Below are 19224 nucleotides of genomic sequence, written 5' to 3' on the forward strand. Positions count from 1 at the left end.
ATAGGTATGCGATCGACCGAAAAAGCATTGACGCTCGGTCGATCGCGTACCTATGCTCCGACGCCATGCAGTTCATCCAGGAGAACCCGGACCTCTCCGCCTACTTGGCGGCCGACGAGGCGATCGACCATCACCATCCACGGGTCAGGGAAGTGTCCGCCCGTCTTGCCGCCGATGTCCGCGACTCGTATGAGTATGCGCAGGCAGCCTTCGAGTACGTACGCGACCGCGTCACGCACTCGCAGGACGCCGACGACCCCCGCGTGACGTGGCGCGCCTCCGACGTGCTGGGGCAGGGCACCGGCATCTGCTACGCCAAGGCCCACGCGCTGGCCGCGCTGCTGCGCGCCGAGGACATCCCGACCGCGCTCTGCTACCAGGAGCTCGGGGTGGTGCACGGCCTGGTCGCCGTGCGGTTCCACGGCGCCTGGCACCGGCAGGACCCGCGCGGCAACAAGCCCGGAGTGGACGCGCGGTTCTCCCTCGACGGCGAGCGGCTGGCCTTCACACCCGACCCCTCGTCCCACGAGATGGACCATCCGGTCTTGTATGCTGCGCCGCACCCGGCCGTGCTGCACGCCCTGCGCGGCGCCTCCGACCGGGCGCACCTGTGGGCGACGCTCCCCACCACACTCCGAGAACAAGGCTGACCATGACCTTCGCGCCGACCGTGTCCGACGAGGTACGGGCCCTCGTGCCCGGTTTCACCCACGTCGCCGTCGAGGCGCAGGGACTGACCAACGGGCCGAGCACCGAGGAGAGTTCCGCGCTGCTCGACGAGGCCGCACGCCGGCTCGCCGCCCGGCTGGACGGGCGCGCCCCGCACGAGGATCCGCACATGACGGCCTGGCGCACGGCCTACACCGCCTTCGGCTCCAAGCCCTCCCGCACCCGCAACTCGGCCGAGGCCCTGGCCAAGCGCGCCCTGTCGGACGCCGGCCTGCCCCGGATCAACCTCCTCGTCGACGTCTACAACGCCGTCAGCGTCGCCCGGCTCATCCCCGTGGGGGGTGAGGACGCCGACCGCGTCCAGGGCACGATGCGACTCGTCCGGGCCACCGGCCAGGAGGACTTCGTGACGGTCGCCGGGGGAGAGGAGACCGTCGAGCACCCCGACCCGGGCGAGGTGGTGTGGTGCGACGGCCTCGGCGTCACCTGCCGCCGCTGGAACTGGCGCCAGGGCCCGCGCACCCGGCTCACCGAGGAGACCACCTCGGGTCTCTTCCTCCTGGAGTGCCTGCCCCCGACGACCCCCTCCGAGGCCGAGGAGGCAGCCGCCGAACTCGCCGCCCTCCTGGAGAAGTTCAGCTCCGGCGCGAGGATCACGGTCCACCCGGCCGCATGAGGGCGAGGCCTCGGCGCGAACGCGGCAGGTCCCGGGCCGTGCTGTGCGCGGCCCGGGACCTGAGAAGGGATTTCAGTGGGCCTCGGCCGCGCGGACCTGCTCCGGGGTCGGGGCGGTGCCGCCGAGGTGGGCCGGCATCCACCAGGTGTCGTCGTCGCCGCGGGGCCGCACCGGGTAGGCCCGCTGGGCCGCCTCCAGCAGCTCCTGCACCCGCTCGCGCAGCTGACGCGTGATCGCGCCGGCGTACTTGTCCTTGGAGGCCTCGATCGCCTCGCCCACACGGATGGTGACAGGGATGTGGCTGCGCTTGAAGTTGCGCGGGTGGCCCTTGGTCCACAGCCGCTGGGTGCCCCACACCGCCATCGGGATGAGGGGGACGCCCGCCTCCTGCGCCATGCGCGCGGCACCGGACTTGAAGCTCTTCAGGGTGAACGACTGGGAGATCGTCGCCTCCGGGAAGACGCCCACGATCTCCCCGGACCGCAGCGACCGCAGCGCGTGCTCGTACGCCGCCTCACCCTGCTCGCGGTCCACCGGGATGTGCTTCATGCCGCGCATCAGCGGGCCGGAGACACGGTGCCGGAACACCGACTCCTTGGCCATGAAGCGGACGAGCCGCTTCTGTGGGAGCGCCGCCAGTCCGTTGAAGACGAAGTCGAGATAGCTGATGTGATTGCTCACCAGCACGGCGCCGCCCGAGCGCGGGATGTTCTCCGACCCCTGACAATCGATCTTGAGGTCCCACGCCTTGAACAGGGTGCGGGCGAAGCCGATCACGGGCCGGTAAACAAGTTCTGCCATGGGCGGGTCGGAACCCTTTCCTTCTCTGCCTGGGAAGGAGGCTCCCAGTCGAAGTTACGCAGCCGTAGGTTTACGGCCTGTCGCTGATGCTGCCCCAAGAACGGCCGGTGAACCAGTCCCGGGGGCGGCGCGCGGCGGAGATTCTCGTCACGTTCCTTGAATCCACCTCGGGTTTTGCGTGGCGGACGGGAATGTTCGCGGTCCCCGGGACGCTTGAGGGCGTTGACGGCGGAATTCAGGACGGGAGCGGACGCGTGCGAGGCAGTGACGACACAGGACGGCCCGACGAGGACGGCGGAGCGCCCGCCGCTCTCGCGGCCGACCTGGGCACAGCCCTCGGCGAGCGCGCCACCCTCGTGCAATTCTCCAGCGCCTTCTGCGCGCCCTGCCGGGCCACCCGCCGGGTGCTGGACGAGATCGCCGGCATGGTCCCGGGCGTGACCCACGTGGAGATCGACGCCGAGGCCCGGCTGGACCTCGTACGGCGCCTCGAGATCGTGCGCACCCCCACCGTGCTGGTGCTCGATGCCGGCGGCCGGGTGGTGCGGCGGGCCGCCGGACAGCCGCGCAAGGCCGATGTGATCGCCGCTCTTGGCGCGGCCCTGTGAACCCCGTCGCGATCATGGTGAGACATCTCCCATCCACGGGGACCGGCTTGACGCTGCGCGGCGCTTGTCGTCAGCCTGACGGCATGTCGTCGGAACCCCTTGGCCGCCGTCGGGTACCCGGCCCCCTCCCGGCCGCCGCCCGAGCCCCGCGTGTGCGCCGACCGGGCCGGTGAGCAGCCGCGAACCCGCTCGTGACCCCTCCCAGAAGGACTGTTTGATGACGGCAACGTCCGACCTCGGTACCGCCCGGCCCGCCTCGCCGGACCTGCTGCGCTCCGTCTTCCGCCGGCATCCGGCGGGCGTCGCCGTGGTCACGGCGCGCGGCAGCTCCGGTCCGGTCGGCTTCACCGCCACCTCCCTGGCCTCGGTGTCCGCCGAGCCCCCGATGCTGTCGTTCGGTGTCGCCACGGGCAGTTCCAGCTGGCCGGTGATCGCGGCCAGTGGCCATGTCGGGGTGCACCTGCTGGGGGAGCACCAGGAGAAGCTGGCGGCCACCTTCGCCCGCCGGGGCGCGGACCGCTTCGGCCCGCCCACCGCCTGGCGGGAGGGGCCGGAGGGGGTTCCCGTGCTGGAGGGGGTGCCCGCGTGGATGGTGTGCCGGGTGGAGGCGCGAGTGCCCGCCGGCGACCACCGGATCGTGCTCGCCGAGGTGCTGTTCGGCGACCCCACCGGTCACGGCCGTCCCCTCGTCTACCACCAGGGAAGATTCTGTGGGCTGCCCGACTGAGGCGCACCGGTCCTCGGTCGCGGGTAGGAGGAGTTCCGGTTACGCTGCGTTGCGAAGGTCACAGTTCAAAGCGCTTGCTTAGCGGGCAGGAACTGGGTGTACTGACGAGTAATATTTCGTTCGGAGCGTGGGTCGCCCCGACCGGGACCGCCCGCTTGTGGCGCCTATGCTGCCTGCAGGCAGGCAGCCAGAAATGACGATGCAGTAGGAGAGCCGGCGTGAGCTTGAGGATCGTTGTCACTGTGAAGTACGTGCCCGACGCCACTGGCGACCGGCACTTCGCCGATGACCTGACCGTCGACCGTGACGACGTGGACGGTCTGCTCTCCGAGCTGGACGAGTACGCGGTCGAGCAGGCGCTGCAGATCGCGGAGAACTCGGACGACGACGTGGAGGTCACCGTCCTGACCGTGGGTCCCGAGGACGCCAAGGACGCGCTGCGCAAGGCGCTGTCCATGGGCGCCGACAAGGCGATCCACGTCGAGGACGACGACCTGCACGGCACCGACGTCATCGGCACCTCCCTGGTGCTCGCCAAGGCCGTCGAGAAGGCCGGTTACGACCTGGTCGTCTCCGGCATGGCGTCCACCGACGGCACCATGGGTGTCGTACCGGCGCTGCTCGCGGAGCGCCTCGGCGTGCCGCAGGTGACGCTGCTGTCCGAGGTGAACGTCGAGGACGGCAAGGTCACCGGCCGCCGTGACGGCGACGCCGCCTCCGAGCAGCTCGAGGCGTCCCTCCCCGCGGTCGTGTCGGTCACCGACCAGTCGGGCGAGGCCCGTTACCCGTCCTTCAAGGGCATCATGGCGGCCAAGAAGAAGCCGGTGGAGTCCTGGGACCTCTCCGACCTCGACATCGACGAGGACGAGGTCGGCCTGGAGAACGCCTACACCACCGTGGAGTCGGCGGCCGAGCGTCCCGCCCGCACCGCGGGCACGATCGTCAAGGACGAGGGCGAGGGCGGCAAGCAGCTCGCCGAGTTCCTCGCGGGCCAGAAGTTCATCTGAGCCGCACGGCACGGCTCGCTCACCGCCCCTCATACTTCGCAAGCAGGAGAGAAGAAGTCCCATGGCTGAAGTTCTCGTCTACGTCGACCACGTGGACGGTGCCGTCCGCAAGCCGACCCTGGAGCTGCTGACCCTCGCCCGCCGCATCGGCGAGCCGGTCGCCGTCGCGCTGGGCAACGGCGCCGCCGACACCGTCGCCACGCTCGCCGAGCACGGCGCGGTGAAGGTCCTCACCCACGAGGCCGCCGAGTACGCCGACTACCTGGTCGTGCCGAAGGTCGACGCCCTCCAGGCCGCCCACGAGGCCGTCTCCCCGGCCGCCGTGCTGGTCTCGTCCTCCGCCGAGGGCAAGGAGATCGCCGCCCGCCTGGCGCTGCGCCTGGGATCGGGCGTCATCACCGACGCCGTCGACCTGGAGGCCGGCGACGACGGCCCGGTGGCCACCCAGTCGGTGTTCGCCGCCAGCTACACCACCAAGTCCCGTGTCTCCAAGGGCACCCCGGTCATCACGGTCAAGCCGAACTCGACCGCCGTGGAGGCCGCCCCGGCCGCCGGCGCGGTCGAGGCCCTGAGCGTGACCTTCTCCGCCCAGGCGACCGGCACCAAGGTGACCGCCCGCACCCCGCGCGAGTCGACCGGCCGTCCTGAGCTGACCGAGGCCGCGATCGTGGTCTCCGGCGGCCGTGGTGTCAACGGCGCGGAGAACTTCGCGATCATCGAGGCGCTCGCCGACTCGCTCGGCGCGGCCGTCGGTGCCTCGCGTGCCGCCGTCGACGCCGGCTGGTACCCGCACACCAACCAGGTCGGCCAGACCGGCAAGTCGGTCTCGCCGCAGCTGTACATCGCCTCCGGCATCTCCGGCGCGATCCAGCACCGCGCGGGCATGCAGACCTCGAAGACCATCGTGGCCGTCAACAAGGACGCCGAGGCCCCGATCTTCGACCTGGTCGACTACGGCGTGGTCGGCGACCTGTTCGACGTCGTCCCGCAGCTGACCGAGGAGGTCAAGTCCCGCAAGGGCTGATCACCTGGGCAACGTCCGAGGCCCCCGCGACCGCACCGGTCGCGGGGGCCTCGCCGTTTCCCCGCCGCCCTCGGACGGCGCGGTGGCGGGGCGGGCGCGGTCGTAGGACGGTGTTGACCGGCACGGAGGCCGCCGGATACCGTCATTCAACGAATTGTTGATTCCGTATCGCGGAAACTGATGCGGGGTCGGATCGCGGACGTCTGGGAGGGTGGCATGGGCCAAGGGCAACAGGAGCGGGTGCCGACGAGTCTCGCGGGCGCCGTCGCCGAGGAGATCGGCGCCTCCCTCGCGCCGGTCGACGCCGAACTGGAGCGTCTGTACCCCGGCGACCCCGGTACCCGCCGGCCCGTCCACACGGTCTACGTCCCCGGCGACGTCTTCGCCGCCGACACCGTCCGTACCTGGGGCGACCGCGCCCTCGCGTCCTTGGACGAGCACGCGCCCGACGCCGCATCCTTCGGTGCCGTCCTGGGACTGGACGGCGCGCTCGCCGAGGACGTGTACGGCCGGGTCCGCGCGAAGCTGGAGCGCGAGCCGGTCGAGGACCTGCGCGTCGACTTCGAGGACGGCTACGGCAACCGCCCCGACGCCGAGGAGGACGAGGCCGCCGCCCGCGCGGCCCGGCTGGTCGCCGAGGCGCACGCGCGCGGCGGCGCCGCCACCACGGCCCCCTGGACCGGCATCCGCATGAAGTGCATGGAGGCTGCCGTACGTGACCGCGGCATCCGCACCCTCGACATCTTCCTCACCGGCCTGATGCGGGCGGGCGGACTGCCCGACGGACTGGTCCTCACCCTCCCCAAGGTCACCTACGCCGAGCAGGTCACCGCCATGGCCCGGCTGCTCGACGCCTTCGAGAAGACCTGGGACCTCGCACCCGGCCGGATCGGCTTCGAGATCCAGATCGAGACCAGCCAGTCCATCCTCGCCGCCGACGGCACCGCCACCGTCGCCCGCATGATCCAGGCGGCGGAGGGCCGAGCCACCGGCCTGCACTACGGCACCTTCGACTACAGCGCCTGCCTCGGCGTCTCGGCGGCCCACCAGGCCTCCGACCACCCCGCCGCCGACCACGCCAAGGCGGTCATGCAGGTCGCCGCCGCCGGCACCGGGGTGCGGCTGTCGGACGGCTCCACGAACGTGCTGCCGGTCGGCCCCGCCGAGCAGGTGCACGACGCCTGGCGCCTGCACTTCGGCCTCGTCCGCCGGGCCCTCGCCCGCGCCTACTACCAGGGCTGGGACATGCACCCCGGACACCTGCCCACCCGCTACGCCGCCGTCTTCGCCTTCTACCGCAAAGGCTTCGAGCGGGCCGCCGGCCGTCTCGCCCGGTACGCCGACCGGGCCGGCGGCGACGTGATGGACGAGCCCGCCACCGCCAAGGCCCTCGCCGGATACCTGCTGCGCGGGCTGGACTGCGGCGCCCTGGACGACGCCGAGGTCGCCCGCGCGACCGGTCTGGCCCGTGCCGACCTGGAGACGTTCGCCTCACCCCGGCGGGGAGGCCTCACCGTCTCCGCGCCGTGACGGCCCCTACGTCCAGGGAGGCCCACACCAGTCGATTGCGCTATCTATCGAAAGTCGATAGATTCCCATCGTGCTTCGAGTGAAGGAGAGGCGATGGGACAGGCGACCGTGCTCGCGCTGCGCGCGGTGATCGTGGCGCTGCTGGCGGGCTCCGTGGTGGTGCAGGCGGTGATGGTGCCGCTGCTGGCGAGCGACCTCGACGGACTGGACGCGGAGTACTCCTACCTCCGGTCCCCGTTCCTCGCCATCGTGGTGCTCACCGTGCTGGCGGCCCAGACCGTCCTGGTGTGCGTGTGGCGGCTGGTGACGATGGCCCGGCGCGGGACCGTCTTCTCCCACGCGGCCTTCCGCTACGTCCACATCGTCATCGGGGCGTTCGTCGCCGCCGCGCTGCTGGTCTTCGCGCTCGGCGCGCTGCTCGCTCCGGGGGAGGCCGTCGCGCCCGGCATCGTGCTCCTGGTGGGCGGACTCGGCCTGGCGATCGGGGGGATCGCGCTCGTCGTTCTCGTGCTGCGGATGCTGCTGGCCCAGGCCGTGGAACAGAAGCAGGAGGCCACGCGGATGCAGGCCGAGCTGGCCGAGGTGATCTGATGCCGATCGCCGTCGACATCGACGTGATGCTGGCGCGGCGCAAGATGTCCGTGGGGGAACTCGCCGAGCGGGTGGGGATCACCCCGGCGAACCTGGCCGTCCTGAAGAACGGCCGCGCCAAGGCGGTGCGGTTCACCACGCTGGCCGCGCTGTGCGAGGTGCTGGAATGCCAGCCCGGTGACCTGCTCCGCCACGAGCCCGACCACGCAACGGCGAAACCGGCCGGCAACAGGGCGTAGGGGCACGGGGCGTGCGGGGCTGCTGGGCCGCCGGGGCTGTCCGGCCGGCGCGCCTGGCCGGCCGCACAAGGGTCCAGGCCCGCGACGCGCTGGCCGCCCAGGCCCGGGGACACGCGCCCCCGGCCGCCGGCGCGCCCAGCCGCCGGCGCCGGGTTCGCTATGCCCGCGGCGGGCCCGCCTCGGCACCCGTGCCGTGACTCCCGGCCCCCGCGGCCGTCACATACCGCTCCAGCCCGCTCGCGGTGACCCACCCCTCCTCGGCGAGCAGCCGCGTCCCCTTCTCGCACAGGGCCCGGTCGGCACGCGCCCGCGCGCAGAACTCCTCCGGGGTGGTGCCGAACAGGGCCCGCAGCCGGGGGAGCGTGGCCAGGAGGTCGGTCAGCAGGGGGCGTTGGCCGGGGTGGGTGCGCGGGGCGCCGGTGCCGTCGTGCAGCACGCCCCGGCGGTTGACGTACGCGTACGCGCCGGGCAGCGAGCTGCCGTCGGGGAGTTCGATCCGCACGTCCGGCGCGGGCAGCCGGACGCGCCGGAAGTTGCCGTGCGGCAGCGGAACCCCCTCGCTCGCGTCGATCACCGCGAGCTGCCGGGCGTCGAGCCAGATCACGAACAGCTCGCTCACCCGCCCCGGCGTCACCACCGGCGCGTTGGCGACGTAGCCCGCGCGGCTCACGTGCGCCGAGACACCGATGCCGAGGCCCGTCACGCGGGCCCGCACCATCGGCAGGGGCGTGACGATGCCCGACTCGGCCATCTTGTGCCGCAGTTGGGCGGGACAGGCGTTGGAGCCGACCGAGACGACGGGTGTCCGGTCCTCGAACACCCACCGGCCCAGCGGCAGCAGCCGGTCCCCGTCGAGCAGGCCCGACTCACGCGGCCAGGAGCCCGGATACTCCAGCGGATGCTCGCGCGGCACCACGTCGAGTCCGAGCGCCCGCAGCGTACGGTCCTTCATCGGCGCCGCCCGCTCAGTCCGCCGGGGGCAGCTCGCCGGAGCCGCGGGTGATCAGCCGGGTCGGCAGTTCGATGCGCTCCGGGGCGATCAGGGTGCCGTCCAGCTGCCGGAACAGTCGCTCGGCGGCGGTGCGTCCGAGGGCGGCGGCGTCCTGCGCGACGACGGTGACGCCGGGCTGGAGCAGATCGGCGAGCTCGATGTCGTCGAAGCCCACGAGGGCGACCGGGCGGTCCTGCGCGGCCAGCACCCGGATCACCGTGACCGTCACCCGGTTGTTGCCCGTGAAGATCGCGGTGACCGGCTCGGGGCCGGTGAGCATCTCCTCCGCCGCCCGGCGTACCCGCTCCGGATCGGTCACGCCCAGGGACATCCAGGAGTCCGCCACCGGTATGCCCGCGTCCTCCATGGCGGTGCGGTAGCCGCGCAGCCGCTCGGCGGCGGTGTGGATACGGGGCATGTCCCCGATGAAGCCGATCCTGCGGTGCCCGTGCGCGATCAGATGGCGGACGCCGTCCCGGGCGCCGCCGAAGTTGTCCGACACGACGACGTCCGCGTCGATGTGCCCGGCCGGGCGGTCCACGAAGACGGTGGCGACGCCGGCCTTGATCTCCGGCTCCAGGTAGCGGTGGTCGTCGCCGGCGGGGATCACCACCAGGCCGTCCACCCGGCGGGCGCACAGCGCGAGCACCAGCTCCTGCTCGCGGTCGGCGTCCTCCGCGCTCGAGCCGTTGATCAGCAGGGCGCCGTGCGCGCGGGCCACCTCCTCCACCGCGCGGCTCAGCGGCCCGTAGAACGGATCCGCGAGGTCCTCCAGGACCAGGCCGATGCTGGCGGTGCGGCCCTTGCGCAGCACCCGGGCGCTGTCGTTGCGGCGGAAACCGAGGGCCTCGATCGCCTCCTGCACGCGGCGCTCGGTCTCCGGCGTCACGCCCGGTTCGCCGTTCACCACGCGGGACACCGTCTTGAGGCCGACCCCGGCGCGGGCGGCCACGTCCTTCATCGTCGGACGGTTGCCGTATCGGCTCCCTGGGAAGCGGTCGGTGCGGCGGGTCGTCTCCGGCACGATGCGGTGTCCTGTCCTGTCGGCCACGGGGATGCGTGAGTCCATGGGCTTGTATGAGGATGTGGCGTCGAGCATAGAGCCTGGACAACGTTGTCAGGCTCAGGGGACACTGTCCGACGCACACTCCGGCCCGCAGGTCACCGCTCGACCGGGCCGTTGCCCGTGCTCCGTGTGTTGCCTCCTGGTCGCGCATGGCCGTTCCCAGCGTGTTTTCTGATGTTTCCGATGGTTGACGGGGAGATCCGACTTTGATGCACACCGACCTCGTGGCTGCGCTCGACATCGGCGGCACCAAAATCGCCGGCGCGCTGGTGGACCGTGAGGGCAGGATCCTGGTCCGCGCCCAGCAGCCGACCCCCGCGCAGGAGGACGGGGAGACCGTGATGGGCGCCGTCGGTGCGGTGATCGGCGACCTCACCGCCTCCCCCCTCTGGGAGCGCGCGGGTGCGGTCGGCATCGGCAGCGCGGGACCCGTCGACGCCTCCGCCGGCACGGTGAGCCCGGTCAACGTGCCCGGCTGGCGCGACTACCCGCTGGTCGCCCGGGTGCGGGACGCGGCCGGGGGCCTGCCCGTCGAACTGATCGGCGACGGGGTGGCCATCACCGCGGCCGAGCACTGGCAGGGTGCCGCCCGGGGCCACGACAACGCGCTGTGCATGGTCGTCTCCACGGGCGTCGGCGGCGGTCTGGTGCTGGGCGGGCGGCTGCACCCCGGACCCACCGGCAACGCCGGGCACATCGGCCACATCAGCGTGGACCTCGACGGCGACCCGTGCCCGTGCGGTGCGCGGGGCTGCGTGGAGCGGATCGCGAGCGGGCCCAACATCGCCCGTCGCGCGCTCGACAACGGCTGGCGGCCCGCACCGGACGGCGACACCTCGGCGGCGGCGGTGGCCGCCGCCGCCCGCGCCGGCGACCCGGTGGCCGTGGCCTCCTTCGAGCGGGCGGCGCGAGCCCTGGCCGCGGGCATCGCGGCCACCGCGACACTCGTCGAGATCGACATCGCGGTGATCGGAGGCGGCGTGGGCAAGGCCGGCGAGGTCCTCTTCGCGCCGCTGCGGCAGGCCCTCACCGAGTTCGCCACCCTGTCCTTCGTTCGCCGTCTCGTGGTGACACCGGCGCAGACCGGCACCGACGCCGGCCTGGTGGGAGCCGCCGCGGCGGCGCTGTTCAGCAGGACCGGCCAGGCGGTCGCGGGGGTGTGAGGGCCCCGCCGGGGACTTGCCGGAAGCGATGCGTGACCCGGGGGCGGGTTCCACAGTTGAGCCGGGCATGAAGAAGCGCAGCATGCTCGCCATCGCCTCCCTCGCCACCGGATTCGTCGTCGCGGCCGTCACCCCGTCGCACGCGCTCGCCGACACCGCCCTCGGCACGCTCGACGTCGAGGACACGCTCAGCACCCTCGACCGCACGGTCGCCGAGAACAACACGCTGGAGCTGGACATCGACCGGGACGGCAAGGCCTGACGGGCCCCGACACAACACGCGACGGCGCCGGCCCCCGACGAAGGGGGCCGGCGCCGCCGCACGCCGGCCACCCGCCCGAGCCGGGGGCCCAGGCGTCAGGCGGACGACTCACCCCACACGGGCCTGCCGGCACAACGGTGTCCCTGGGCGGTAAGTGGCGCGTACGCACGCGTCACCGCAACGCCTCGGCGCTCCGGCCGGCCGTGACGACGGTGAGGAGGGGGAACGCGATGAGCAACGCGACCGCCACGAGGCATCCGCTCGCCCAGAGCGGTCCGAGAACCCCGGCTCCGCTGGAGAGCGTGGCCGCACCCACGACGGGGCCGGCCACGGCGCCCACGTTGAGCGCCGCCGTCGCATACGAACCGGCCATGGTGGGGGCTCCGCCGGCCTCGTAGAGGACGCGCGTGATCAGTGTGCCGCCCAGCGCGAACGACAGCGCGCCCTGCACGAACACCAGCGTCAACAGGGCGATCGGCTCATGGGCCAGCATCGCCGAGGTCGGCCAGCCGACGAGCAGCAACGGGCCGACGCACGCGACGACAAGTCCGGGACTCCGGTCGGACAGCCGGCCGGCGACGGTGACGCCCACGAAGGAACCGGTACCGAAGAGCACCAGGGCGACGGGGACCCACGACTCGGCCAGCCCGGCGCCGTCGGTCACCACGGGGGCGAGGAAGGTGAGGCTGCCGAAGGTCGCCGCGTTCACCAGCGCCCCGAGCAGCATCACCAGGACCAGCCGCGGCCGGGCGAGCTGGGCCAGCTCCGCCCGCAGCGCCGGCCTGCCGGTCCCCCCAGCCGCACCGTGTCCTGCCGGGACGCCTTTCAGGATGCCGAGAGCGGCAGGCAGACAGAGCACGGCGACGGCCCAGAAGGTGGCCCGCCAGCCGAACGCCGAACCGAGCACCGAACCGCCGGGGACGCCGGCGATCGTGGCCACCGTCGCGCCCGAGAGCAGCACGGCCAGCGCGCGTCCCTTCCTGTCGGGAGGGACCAGCCGCGCCGCGGCCGTCACAGCGACGGCGAGGAAGCCCGCGTTCGCCGTCGCGGCGAGCACTCGGGTGGCGAACAGGACGGCGAGGCTGGTCGTGACGGCGCCCACGGCGTGAGCCGCCGCGAAGACGACGACGAACCCGAGGAGGGCCGGGCGCCCGGGCCACTCGCGGGCCAGGGCGGCCATGACGGGGGCGCCGACGACCATGCCGATCGCGAACGCCGAGGTGAGCGCGCCTGCCGTCCCGACGGAGACGTCGAAATCAGAGGCGATGTCCGGCAGGAGGCCGGCGAGCATGAACTCAGAGGTGCCCATGGCGAAGACCGCCAAGGCAAGCAGGTACAGCGGGAGAGGCATCGAGTGGCTCCGAGGTGAGGAGAGGCACGAGAAGGTCATCTCGTCACCGCGGCCAACCCCGACCGCGCACGCGTCCCACCGCGGAAGGCGGCGTGACGACGGGGCTACGAGCTCAGGGGCGCAGGGGGCCGGCGGCGTGACCGCAAGCCCCCACCCTGTCCGACTCAGGACTCGACATGCCCCGCACGCTACCCGACGGGTGCCCGGCGGAGCACGCCGGTTTCAACGGGTGGGGAGCGCGGGGAGAGCGGGGCGGGAGGTTCCGGGTGTGGAGGGGTGTGTACGGCGAGGTAACGGTCCGGATGGAGGTGCGGATCGTGGAGTATCTGCGGAGGGTCCGGGAGAAGGAAGTAGTGGGGGCAGGACTGTGGACTCCGGCGTTTCCCACGCCTCTCCCAGTGGATCGTGTGCAGGATGCTCCGCCGCTGTTCAGCCGCCTACTGTCTGGGAGTGCGAATGATCGTCTGGATCAACGGGGCGTACGGTGCGGGGAAGACCTCCACCGCGCGCGAACTGATCGAGCTGATCCCGAACAGCACGCTCTTCGACCCCGAGGTCATCGGCGGAGCGCTGGACCAGCTGCTTCCGCCCAAGCGCCTCGCCGAAGCCGGCGACTTCCAGGACCTCCCGATCTGGCGGCGCCTCGTGATCGACACGGCGGCCGCGATGCTCGCGGAGCTGGGCGGGACCCTCGTGGTCCCCATGACCCTGCTGCGCCAGGAGTACCGTGACGAGATCTTCGGCGGGCTCGCCGCCCGCCGGATACCGGTCCGGCACGTTCTGCTCGCCCCGGCGGAAACGATCCTGCGTGAGCGCATAGCCGACCGGGAGGTCCCGGCGGACCTCCCCGACGGGGAGTTGCGCGTCCGGCAGTGGTCGTACGACCACATCGAGCCGTTCAAGGCCGCCCTGGCCGCCTGGCTGACCGCCGACGCCTATCCCGTCGACAGCGGGGCGCTCACCCCGGGCGACACCGCCCGCCGTATCGCCGAGGCGGTCGCCGGCGGGGAGGTGCCCGCCTGCGACATCGTGCAGACGCCCGAGCCCGCCGCCGAGACGGTGGCCGCCGGGGTGCTGCTCTTCGACGAGCACGACCGGGTGCTGCTCGTCGACCCGACCTACAAGGCGGGATGGGAGTTCCCCGGCGGGGTCGTCGAACGTGGTGAGGCGCCGGCCCGGGCCGGTATGCGCGAGGTCACCGAGGAGACCGGCCTGCGCCTCGACGACGTGCCGACGCTCCTCGTCGTCGACTGGGAGCCGCCCCGGCCCCCCGCCTTCGGCGGGCTGCGCCTGCTGTTCGACGGCGGACGTCTTGACTCCGCCGACGCCGAGCGGCTGCGGCTGCCCGGCCCGGAACTGCGCGCCTGGCGCTTCGCCACCGAGGCCGAGGCCGCCGACCTCCTGCCCCCGGTCCGCTACGAACGCCTCCGCCGAGCTCTGCGCGCCCGCGAACGCGGCCGCGCGATGTACCTGGAAGGCGGGGTGCCGGTGGGGTGAGGGGAGCCGGGCGACGGTCCTGAGGTCTGCCCACGCGGGCGGCCTCAGCGGTCGGCCTCCCGCTGAGCCGCGTCCGTCATCGCCCGCAGCTCGCGTGCCGCATTCGTGAGGACCGGGTCGCCGTGGCCGAAGCAGGCCACCTCCGTGTCGAGGGCCGCCAGGCGGCGGCAGGAGGTGAGGAGTCGGTGGCGGTCGAGGTTGAAGACGCCCGGGATCACCGTGCCGTCGGCGGGGGACACCGCCACCGTGTCCCCGGTGAACAGCACGCCGTGGCGGGGGAGGTGGAGCGCGATGCTGCCGTGGGTGTGGCCCGGGACGTGCAGCACCTGGGCGCCGCCGGCCATGTCGAGGACGTCACCGTCCGCCAACTCCGTCACGGACGACGGGCGTTCGTGGCCGTTCGGCGGCAGCATCGACAACGCCCGCCGGTGCAGGGGGAGTTCCCAGTCCTCCAGAGCCGGCGGCGGTCCCGGTACGTCGTCGCGTACGTGGGGCGCGTCCAGGCGGTGGGCCAGTACCTCCGCGCCGGTGAGCGCCGCGACCTCCGCCGCGCCGCCCGCGTGGTCCTCGTGGAAGTGGGTCAGGACGACCCGCCGTACGTCCTCAGGGCGCGCGCCCAGGGCCGTCACCGCTTCGACGATCCGCCCGCCCGATCCGGCCGGACCGGCGTCGACCAGTGTCAGTTCGTCCGGGCGTCGGTCCCGGCGGTCACGCCAGAGGTAGGCCTGGCCGACCGGGAAGCGCAGCATCAGCAGACGGCCGGGGAGCAGTTCGACGACGTCCATGGCACCGACCGTAGGGCAGAGCCCCCGTCCGCGGACGGAGGCTCTGCCGACGGCAGAAGCGACAACGGGCGCCTCAGTTGGCCCCGGACGCGTAGTTGCGCAGGAACAGCGCCTCGGCGACCGACAGCCGCTCCAGCTCGTCGGGCGACACGCTCTCGTTCACCGCGTGGATCTGCGCCTCCGGCTCGCTCAGGCCGGTCAGCAGGATCTCCGCGTTCGGGTAGAGCTCGGCGAGCGTGTTGCACAGCGGGATCGAGCCGCCCTGTCCGGCGTACTGCATCTCCTGGCCCGGGTACGCGACCGCCATCGCGTCGGACATGGCCTGGTAGGCCGGGCTGGCCGGGTCGGCGCGGAACGCCTGCCCCTGGCCGATCTGCTCGGTGCTCACCCGGGCGCCCCACGGGGTGTGCGACTCGACGTGCGTGCGCAGCAGTTCCGTCGCCTTCGCCGCGTCCACGCCCGGCGGCACCCGCAGGCTGATCAGCGCCCGGGCGCTCGCCTGCACGGACGGCGTGGCACCGACCACCGGCGGGCAGTCGATGCCGAGCACGGTCACCGCCGGGCGGGCCCAGATGCGGTCGGCGACCGTACCGGAACCGATCAGCTCCACACCGTCGAGCACCTTGGCGTCCGTACGGAACTGCTCCTCGTCGTACTGCAGTCCCTCCCACGCGCTGTCGCCGGACAGCCCGTCCACGGTGGTGCTGCCGTCGTCGGCGCGCAGCGAGTCCAGCACCCGCACCAGCGCGGCCAGCGCGTCGGGCGCGGCCCCGCCGAACTGGCCGGAGTGCAGGTTGCCCTCGAGGGTGTCGACCCGCACCCGCACCATGGTCATGCCGCGCAGCGTGGTGGTGACCGTCGGCAGGCCGACGCGGAAGTTGCCCGCGTCACCGATCACGATGGCGTCGGCGGTGAGCAGGTCGGGGTGCTCCTCGGCGTACCGCTCCAGGCCGCCGGTGCCCTGCTCCTCCGAGCCCTCGACGATCACCTTGACGTTCACCGGCACGCCGCCGTTCGCCTTCAGGGCGCGCAGCGCCAGCAGGTGCATGATGACCCCGCCCTTGCAGTCGGCGGCCCCGCGCCCGTACCAGCGGCCGTCGCGCTCGGTCAGCTCGAACGGCGGGGTGGCCCAGCCGGACTCGTCCAGCGGCGGCTGCACGTCGTAGTGCGCGTAGAGCAGTACGGTCCGCGCGCCCTCGGGGCCGGGCAGGTAGCCGTAGACCGATTGGGTGCCGTCCGGGGTGTCGAGCAGGGCCACGTCCTGGAAGCCCTCGGCGGACAGCGCGCCGGCGATCCAGCGGGCGGCGCCCTCGCTCTCCTCACGCGGGAACTGGTCGAAGTCCGCCACCGACTTGAAGGCCACCAGTTCGGTGAGCTCCTCCTTCGCCCTGGGCATCAGTGAGGCGACGGTCACGGCGACCGGATTCGGCGACATGGGCACGCTCCTTGTGGGTGCGACGTTGTGCAGGTGCGTACTTCTCGGTACGCGATGATCGTGTGGTGTGCGTGAGTGGCCCGTGTACGGGGCACTCACGTCGCCGATCCTCCCACAGCGGACCGTGACGACCGCCGCCGTAGGATGCGGGAGGACAGCAGCGGCAGGCGGCGTGGACGGAGCAGCAGACCATCGTGAGCAGCGAGAACTCTTCGGCGGACGACGTGCGGCAGGTGTGGGACGTCGTCGTGGTGGGCGCGGGACCCGCGGGGGCGTCGGCCGCCTACGCGGCGGCGGTCGCGGGGCGGCGCGTGCTGCTGCTGGAGAAGGCGGAGCTGCCCCGCTACAAAACGTGCGGCGGCGGCATCATCGGTCCCTCCCGCGACTCCCTGCCGCCCGGCTTCGAGCTGCCGCTCAAGGACCGGGTGCACGCCGTGACGTTCTCCAGCAACGGCCGCTTCAGCCGGACCCGCCGCTCCCGGCAGATGCTCTTCGGGCTGATCAACCGCCCCGAGTTCGACCAGCAACTCGTCGAGCACGCGCAGAAGGCCGGGGCCGAGCTGCGCACCGGCGTCGCGGTGCAGCGCGTGGAGCAGCACGGCTCGGCCGTGCCGGACCGGCGTACGGTCGCGGTGGTCCTGCAGGGCGGCGAGACCGTGCTCGCGCGGGCCGTGGTCGGCGCGGACGGCAGCGCCGGCCGCATAGGGGCGCACGTCGGGGTGAAGCTCGACCAGGTCGACCTGGGCCTGGAGGCGGAGATCCCGGTGCCGGAGACGGTCGCCGAGGACTGGAAGGGCCGGGTGCTCATCGACTGGGGCCCGATGCCGGGCAGTTACGGCTGGGTCTTCCCCAAGGGCGACACCCTGACCGTGGGGGTCATCTCGCGGCGCGGTGAAGGCGCCGCGACCAAGCGCTACTTGGAGGACTTCATCGCGCGGCTCGGGCTGGCCGGCTTCGAACCGGCCATCTCCTCGGGGCACCTGACCCGTTGCCGCGCCGACGACTCGCCCCTGTCCCGCGGCCGGGTCCTGGTCTGCGGGGACGCGGCCGGGATGCTGGAGCCGTGGACCCGTGAGGGCATCTCCTTCGCGCTGCGCTCGGGCCGGCTGGCGGGGGAGTGGGCGGTGCGCATCGCCGAGGCGCACGACGCCGTGGACGCGCGCCGGCAGGCCCTGAACTACGCCTTCGCCGTCAAGGCGGGCCTCGGTGTGGAGATGAGCATCGGCAAGCGGATGCTGGCGGCGTTCGAGCAGCGGCCCGGGGTGTTCCACGCGGTCCTCACCGGTTTCCGCCCGGCCTGGAAGGCGTTCAAGGACATCACCCAGGGCTCGACGACGCTCGGCGAGCTGGTCCGCACCCATCCGATGGCCCACCGCGCCCTGGTGGCGCTGGACCGGCGCCAGTCGGGCGGCGAGGTCAGTTCCGGACAGTGATCCGGAAGACCGGGTGGTCGGGGGCCGCCGCGATGATCTCCTCGTCGGAGGACTTGGCGGTGACCCCCTTGAAGTACTGGTTGACCTCCCAGCCCCACTTCTCCAGGTAGGTGCGCAACACCGCGAGCTTCTCCTCGTCGGGGATCTCGACGGCCGTGAAGACGCGGATCTTGCGGCCCACGCGCAGTTCCCCGCCGCCGGCGGCCCGCATGTTGCGCACCCACTGGGAGTGTCCGCGCGCCGAGACCAGGTACTGCTCGTCCTCGTAGGCGTGCGGGTTGACCGGGACGCGCTGCATCCGACCGCTCTTGCGGCCGCGGACGGACAGCTCCGCGGAGCCGAGCAGGCTGAAGCCGTGGCGGGCCAGCCAGCCGACGACACGGTTGAACCGGATGGTGAGGGGGCTGCCGGCGCGGTAGTACGGCGTGGACGACGTCATCGAGACTCCTCAAGGACGGACGTGGCGATGAGAGCGCCGCTCTGTTTTGTGAGCACTGCTCTCGCTTTTCGCCATCAGTCTGCACGGCTCCGCACAGCAAAGCAAGAGCAGTGCTCTCGTTTGTGTGCGCCGCTCTGATTTCGTGGAACACTGTCCCCATGACCAGCACCGCACACGGCGCCCGCGCGCGGGCCCGGATCGAGATCGCCGCCGCCATCAAGGAGGAGGCGCGACGACGGCTCGCCGAGGAGGGCGCCGCCGAACTGTCCCTGCGGGCCGTGGCGAGAACGCTCGGCATGGCCTCCTCGGCGATCTACCGCTACTTCCCCAGCCGTGACGACCTGCTGACCGCTCTCATCACCGACGCCTACGACTCCCTGGGCGAGACCGCCGAAGCGGCGCGCGACGCCTCCGCCGGTGCCGCACCCGGCGAGCGCTGGACCACGGTGTGCGAGGCCATCCGCGCCTGGGCGCTCGCGCACCCGCACGAGTACGCGTTGATCTACGGCTCACCGGTGCCCGGCTACGCCGCGCCCGCCACCACCGTCCCGGCCGCCGCCCGCGTCGCCTACGCCCTCATCGACGTCGTCCGCGACGCCCACCGGGCCGGGGAGCTGGACCTTCCCCCGCTTCCCGAGGAATTGGAGGCGGAGGCCGCGCGCATGGCGGCGGACGCCGTCCCCGATCTGCCGCCCGCGGTGGCACCCGCCTGTGTGGCCGTCTGGGCGCAGTTGCTCGGCCAGATCGGCTTCGAGGTGTTCGGCCAGTTCACCCGGGTCGTGGAGGAGCGGGACCTGTTCTTCCGCCACACCGTCGGCATCCTCGCCCGCACCGTCGGACTGCGGCCCGCGGGGACGGGAGCGGGCAAGGGCACGCGGGAACCCCGATAGGCCGCCTCGCCCGCCCCGGCCGGACGTACTTCCGTGGGAG

At 72.7% G+C, this 19224-nt stretch carries 21 protein-coding genes; 14 read left to right on the top strand and 7 right to left on the bottom strand.

Annotation, left to right across the window (positions count from 1 at the left end; translation table 11 throughout):
* Positions 1–65 precede the first annotated feature (65 nt).
* Together B100_RS0113715 and B100_RS0113720 are read left to right on the top strand one after the other, a co-directional pair.
* Positions 66–650, top strand: a complete 585-nt coding sequence (locus B100_RS0113715) for a transglutaminase domain-containing protein (protein ID WP_024885016.1) — start codon at positions 66–68, stop codon at positions 648–650.
* 2 nt (positions 651–652) lie between these two features.
* On the top strand, positions 653–1345 hold the full coding sequence (locus B100_RS0113720) for a phenylalanine--tRNA ligase beta subunit-related protein (protein ID WP_024885017.1): 693 nt from the start codon (positions 653–655) through the stop codon (positions 1343–1345).
* Positions 1346–1417: 72 nt separating this feature from the next.
* Here B100_RS0113720 and B100_RS0113725 read toward each other — a convergent pair whose 3' ends face one another.
* Entirely contained in the window at positions 1418–2146 is a 729-nt protein-coding gene (locus B100_RS0113725) for a lysophospholipid acyltransferase family protein (protein WP_024885018.1), read from the bottom strand.
* Positions 2147–2337: 191 nt separating this feature from the next.
* Between B100_RS0113725 and B100_RS0113730 the strand changes: the two genes are divergently transcribed.
* The 7 genes from B100_RS0113730 (at position 2338) to B100_RS0113760 (ending at position 7872) form a co-directional block, all read left to right on the top strand.
* Positions 2338–2754 (top strand): thioredoxin family protein, encoded by a 417-nt coding sequence (locus tag B100_RS0113730; protein WP_078540898.1) that lies wholly within the window; start codon positions 2338–2340, stop codon positions 2752–2754.
* Between the two features lie 217 nt (positions 2755–2971).
* Complete coding sequence (locus tag B100_RS0113735; protein ID WP_024885020.1) at positions 2972–3481, top strand: flavin reductase family protein; 510 nt, start codon at positions 2972–2974, stop codon at positions 3479–3481.
* Between the two features lie 218 nt (positions 3482–3699).
* Positions 3700–4488, top strand: coding sequence for an electron transfer flavoprotein subunit beta/FixA family protein (locus tag B100_RS0113740; RefSeq protein ID WP_024885021.1), 789 nt, complete (start codon positions 3700–3702; stop codon positions 4486–4488).
* Positions 4489–4549: 61 nt separating this feature from the next.
* The gene (locus B100_RS0113745; protein WP_024885022.1) at positions 4550–5512 is read left to right on the top strand and encodes an electron transfer flavoprotein subunit alpha/FixB family protein; all 963 of its coding nucleotides are present in this window, start codon (positions 4550–4552) and stop codon (positions 5510–5512) included.
* Positions 5513–5728: 216 nt separating this feature from the next.
* Complete coding sequence (locus tag B100_RS0113750; RefSeq protein ID WP_024885023.1) at positions 5729–7042, top strand: DUF6986 family protein; 1314 nt, start codon at positions 5729–5731, stop codon at positions 7040–7042.
* A gap of 93 nt (positions 7043–7135) precedes the next feature.
* Positions 7136–7633 carry a DUF2975 domain-containing protein gene (locus tag B100_RS0113755; RefSeq protein WP_024885024.1) on the top strand — a complete coding sequence of 166 codons (498 nt, stop codon included), beginning with the start codon at positions 7136–7138 and terminating at the stop codon, positions 7631–7633.
* Positions 7633–7872: a helix-turn-helix domain-containing protein gene (locus B100_RS0113760; protein ID WP_024885025.1), complete on the top strand. Its 240-nt coding sequence runs from the start codon at positions 7633–7635 to the stop codon at positions 7870–7872. Before B100_RS0113755 ends, B100_RS0113760 begins: the two co-directional genes overlap by 1 nt.
* Positions 7873–8029: 157 nt before the next feature.
* Here B100_RS0113760 and B100_RS0113765 read toward each other — a convergent pair whose 3' ends face one another.
* Together B100_RS0113765 and B100_RS0113770 are read right to left on the bottom strand one after the other, a co-directional pair.
* Positions 8030–8824 carry a hypothetical protein gene (locus B100_RS0113765; protein WP_024885026.1) on the bottom strand — a complete coding sequence of 265 codons (795 nt, stop codon included), beginning with the start codon at positions 8822–8824 and terminating at the stop codon, positions 8030–8032.
* A 13-nt stretch (positions 8825–8837) separates the two neighbouring features.
* Positions 8838–9932, bottom strand: a complete 1095-nt coding sequence (locus tag B100_RS0113770) for a LacI family DNA-binding transcriptional regulator (RefSeq protein ID WP_199785241.1) — start codon at positions 9930–9932, stop codon at positions 8838–8840.
* A gap of 206 nt (positions 9933–10138) precedes the next feature.
* Between B100_RS0113770 and B100_RS0113775 the strand changes: the two genes are divergently transcribed.
* Positions 10139–11092 carry an ROK family protein gene (locus tag B100_RS0113775; RefSeq protein ID WP_024885028.1) on the top strand — a complete coding sequence of 318 codons (954 nt, stop codon included), beginning with the start codon at positions 10139–10141 and terminating at the stop codon, positions 11090–11092.
* Between the two features lie 67 nt (positions 11093–11159).
* Positions 11160–11354, top strand: a complete 195-nt coding sequence (locus B100_RS0113780) for a hypothetical protein (RefSeq protein ID WP_024885029.1) — start codon at positions 11160–11162, stop codon at positions 11352–11354.
* A gap of 172 nt (positions 11355–11526) precedes the next feature.
* On the opposite strand, the gene B100_RS0113785 is transcribed toward B100_RS0113780, so the two are convergent.
* Positions 11527–12705: a Cmx/CmrA family chloramphenicol efflux MFS transporter gene (locus tag B100_RS0113785; protein WP_024885030.1), complete on the bottom strand. Its 1179-nt coding sequence runs from the start codon at positions 12703–12705 to the stop codon at positions 11527–11529.
* 456 nt (positions 12706–13161) lie between these two features.
* Between B100_RS0113785 and B100_RS0113790 the strand changes: the two genes are divergently transcribed.
* Positions 13162–14202 (top strand): NUDIX hydrolase, encoded by a 1041-nt coding sequence (locus B100_RS0113790; protein WP_024885031.1) that lies wholly within the window; start codon positions 13162–13164, stop codon positions 14200–14202.
* Positions 14203–14246: 44 nt separating this feature from the next.
* Here the strand turns inward: B100_RS0113790 and B100_RS0113795 are convergent, their stop codons facing one another.
* Together B100_RS0113795 and B100_RS0113800 are read right to left on the bottom strand one after the other, a co-directional pair.
* Positions 14247–14987, bottom strand: coding sequence for an MBL fold metallo-hydrolase (locus tag B100_RS0113795; RefSeq protein WP_024885032.1), 741 nt, complete (start codon positions 14985–14987; stop codon positions 14247–14249).
* Between the two features lie 73 nt (positions 14988–15060).
* Entirely contained in the window at positions 15061–16422 is a 1362-nt protein-coding gene (locus tag B100_RS0113800) for a dipeptidase (protein ID WP_024885033.1), read from the bottom strand.
* Between the two features lie 194 nt (positions 16423–16616).
* Here B100_RS0113800 and B100_RS0113805 point away from each other — a divergent pair, with 194 nt between their 5' ends.
* A complete protein-coding gene (locus B100_RS0113805; RefSeq protein WP_024885034.1) occupies positions 16617–17855 on the top strand; it encodes a geranylgeranyl reductase family protein in 1239 nt (412 codons plus the stop codon).
* Here B100_RS0113805 and B100_RS0113810 read toward each other — a convergent pair.
* The gene (locus tag B100_RS0113810; protein ID WP_024885035.1) at positions 17839–18294 is read right to left on the bottom strand and encodes a nitroreductase family deazaflavin-dependent oxidoreductase; all 456 of its coding nucleotides are present in this window, start codon (positions 18292–18294) and stop codon (positions 17839–17841) included. The two genes, B100_RS0113805 and B100_RS0113810, sit on opposite strands and share 17 nt — an antisense overlap.
* A 158-nt stretch (positions 18295–18452) precedes the next feature.
* On the opposite strand from B100_RS0113810, the gene B100_RS0113815 reads away from it, so the two are divergent.
* Entirely contained in the window at positions 18453–19184 is a 732-nt protein-coding gene (locus B100_RS0113815; RefSeq protein WP_024885036.1) for a TetR/AcrR family transcriptional regulator, read from the top strand.
* Positions 19185–19224: the final 40 nt, after the last annotated feature.

This window comes from Streptomyces sp. CNH189 (assembly GCF_000527195.1).

Bases quoted from the DNA above. Each gene is read 5' to 3' on its own strand.
- B100_RS0113745 (WP_024885022.1), top strand. From the start codon at position 4,550: ATGGCTGAAGTTCTCGTCTACGTCGACCACGTGGACGGTGCCGTCCGC.
- B100_RS0113815 (WP_024885036.1), top strand. From the start codon at position 18,453: ATGACCAGCACCGCACACGGCGCCCGCGCGCGGGCCCGGATCGAGATC.
- B100_RS0113770 (WP_199785241.1), bottom strand. From the start codon at position 9,932: ATGGACTCACGCATCCCCGTGGCCGACAGGACAGGACACCGCATCGTG.
- B100_RS0113790 (WP_024885031.1), top strand. From the start codon at position 13,162: ATGATCGTCTGGATCAACGGGGCGTACGGTGCGGGGAAGACCTCCACC.
- B100_RS0113755 (WP_024885024.1), top strand. From the start codon at position 7,136: ATGGGACAGGCGACCGTGCTCGCGCTGCGCGCGGTGATCGTGGCGCTG.
- B100_RS0113780 (WP_024885029.1), top strand. From the start codon at position 11,160: ATGAAGAAGCGCAGCATGCTCGCCATCGCCTCCCTCGCCACCGGATTC.
- B100_RS0113750 (WP_024885023.1), top strand. From the start codon at position 5,729: ATGGGCCAAGGGCAACAGGAGCGGGTGCCGACGAGTCTCGCGGGCGCC.
- B100_RS0113765 (WP_024885026.1), bottom strand. From the start codon at position 8,824: ATGAAGGACCGTACGCTGCGGGCGCTCGGACTCGACGTGGTGCCGCGC.
- B100_RS0113800 (WP_024885033.1), bottom strand. From the start codon at position 16,422: ATGTCGCCGAATCCGGTCGCCGTGACCGTCGCCTCACTGATGCCCAGG.
- B100_RS0113725 (WP_024885018.1), bottom strand. From the start codon at position 2,146: ATGGCAGAACTTGTTTACCGGCCCGTGATCGGCTTCGCCCGCACCCTG.
- B100_RS0113810 (WP_024885035.1), bottom strand. From the start codon at position 18,294: ATGACGTCGTCCACGCCGTACTACCGCGCCGGCAGCCCCCTCACCATC.
- B100_RS0113760 (WP_024885025.1), top strand. From the start codon at position 7,633: ATGCCGATCGCCGTCGACATCGACGTGATGCTGGCGCGGCGCAAGATG.
- B100_RS0113775 (WP_024885028.1), top strand. From the start codon at position 10,139: ATGCACACCGACCTCGTGGCTGCGCTCGACATCGGCGGCACCAAAATC.
- B100_RS0113735 (WP_024885020.1), top strand. From the start codon at position 2,972: ATGACGGCAACGTCCGACCTCGGTACCGCCCGGCCCGCCTCGCCGGAC.
- B100_RS0113720 (WP_024885017.1), top strand. From the start codon at position 653: ATGACCTTCGCGCCGACCGTGTCCGACGAGGTACGGGCCCTCGTGCCC.
- B100_RS0113785 (WP_024885030.1), bottom strand. From the start codon at position 12,705: ATGCCTCTCCCGCTGTACCTGCTTGCCTTGGCGGTCTTCGCCATGGGC.
- B100_RS0113715 (WP_024885016.1), top strand. From the start codon at position 66: ATGCAGTTCATCCAGGAGAACCCGGACCTCTCCGCCTACTTGGCGGCC.
- B100_RS0113795 (WP_024885032.1), bottom strand. From the start codon at position 14,987: ATGGACGTCGTCGAACTGCTCCCCGGCCGTCTGCTGATGCTGCGCTTC.
- B100_RS0113730 (WP_078540898.1), top strand. From the start codon at position 2,338: ATGTTCGCGGTCCCCGGGACGCTTGAGGGCGTTGACGGCGGAATTCAG.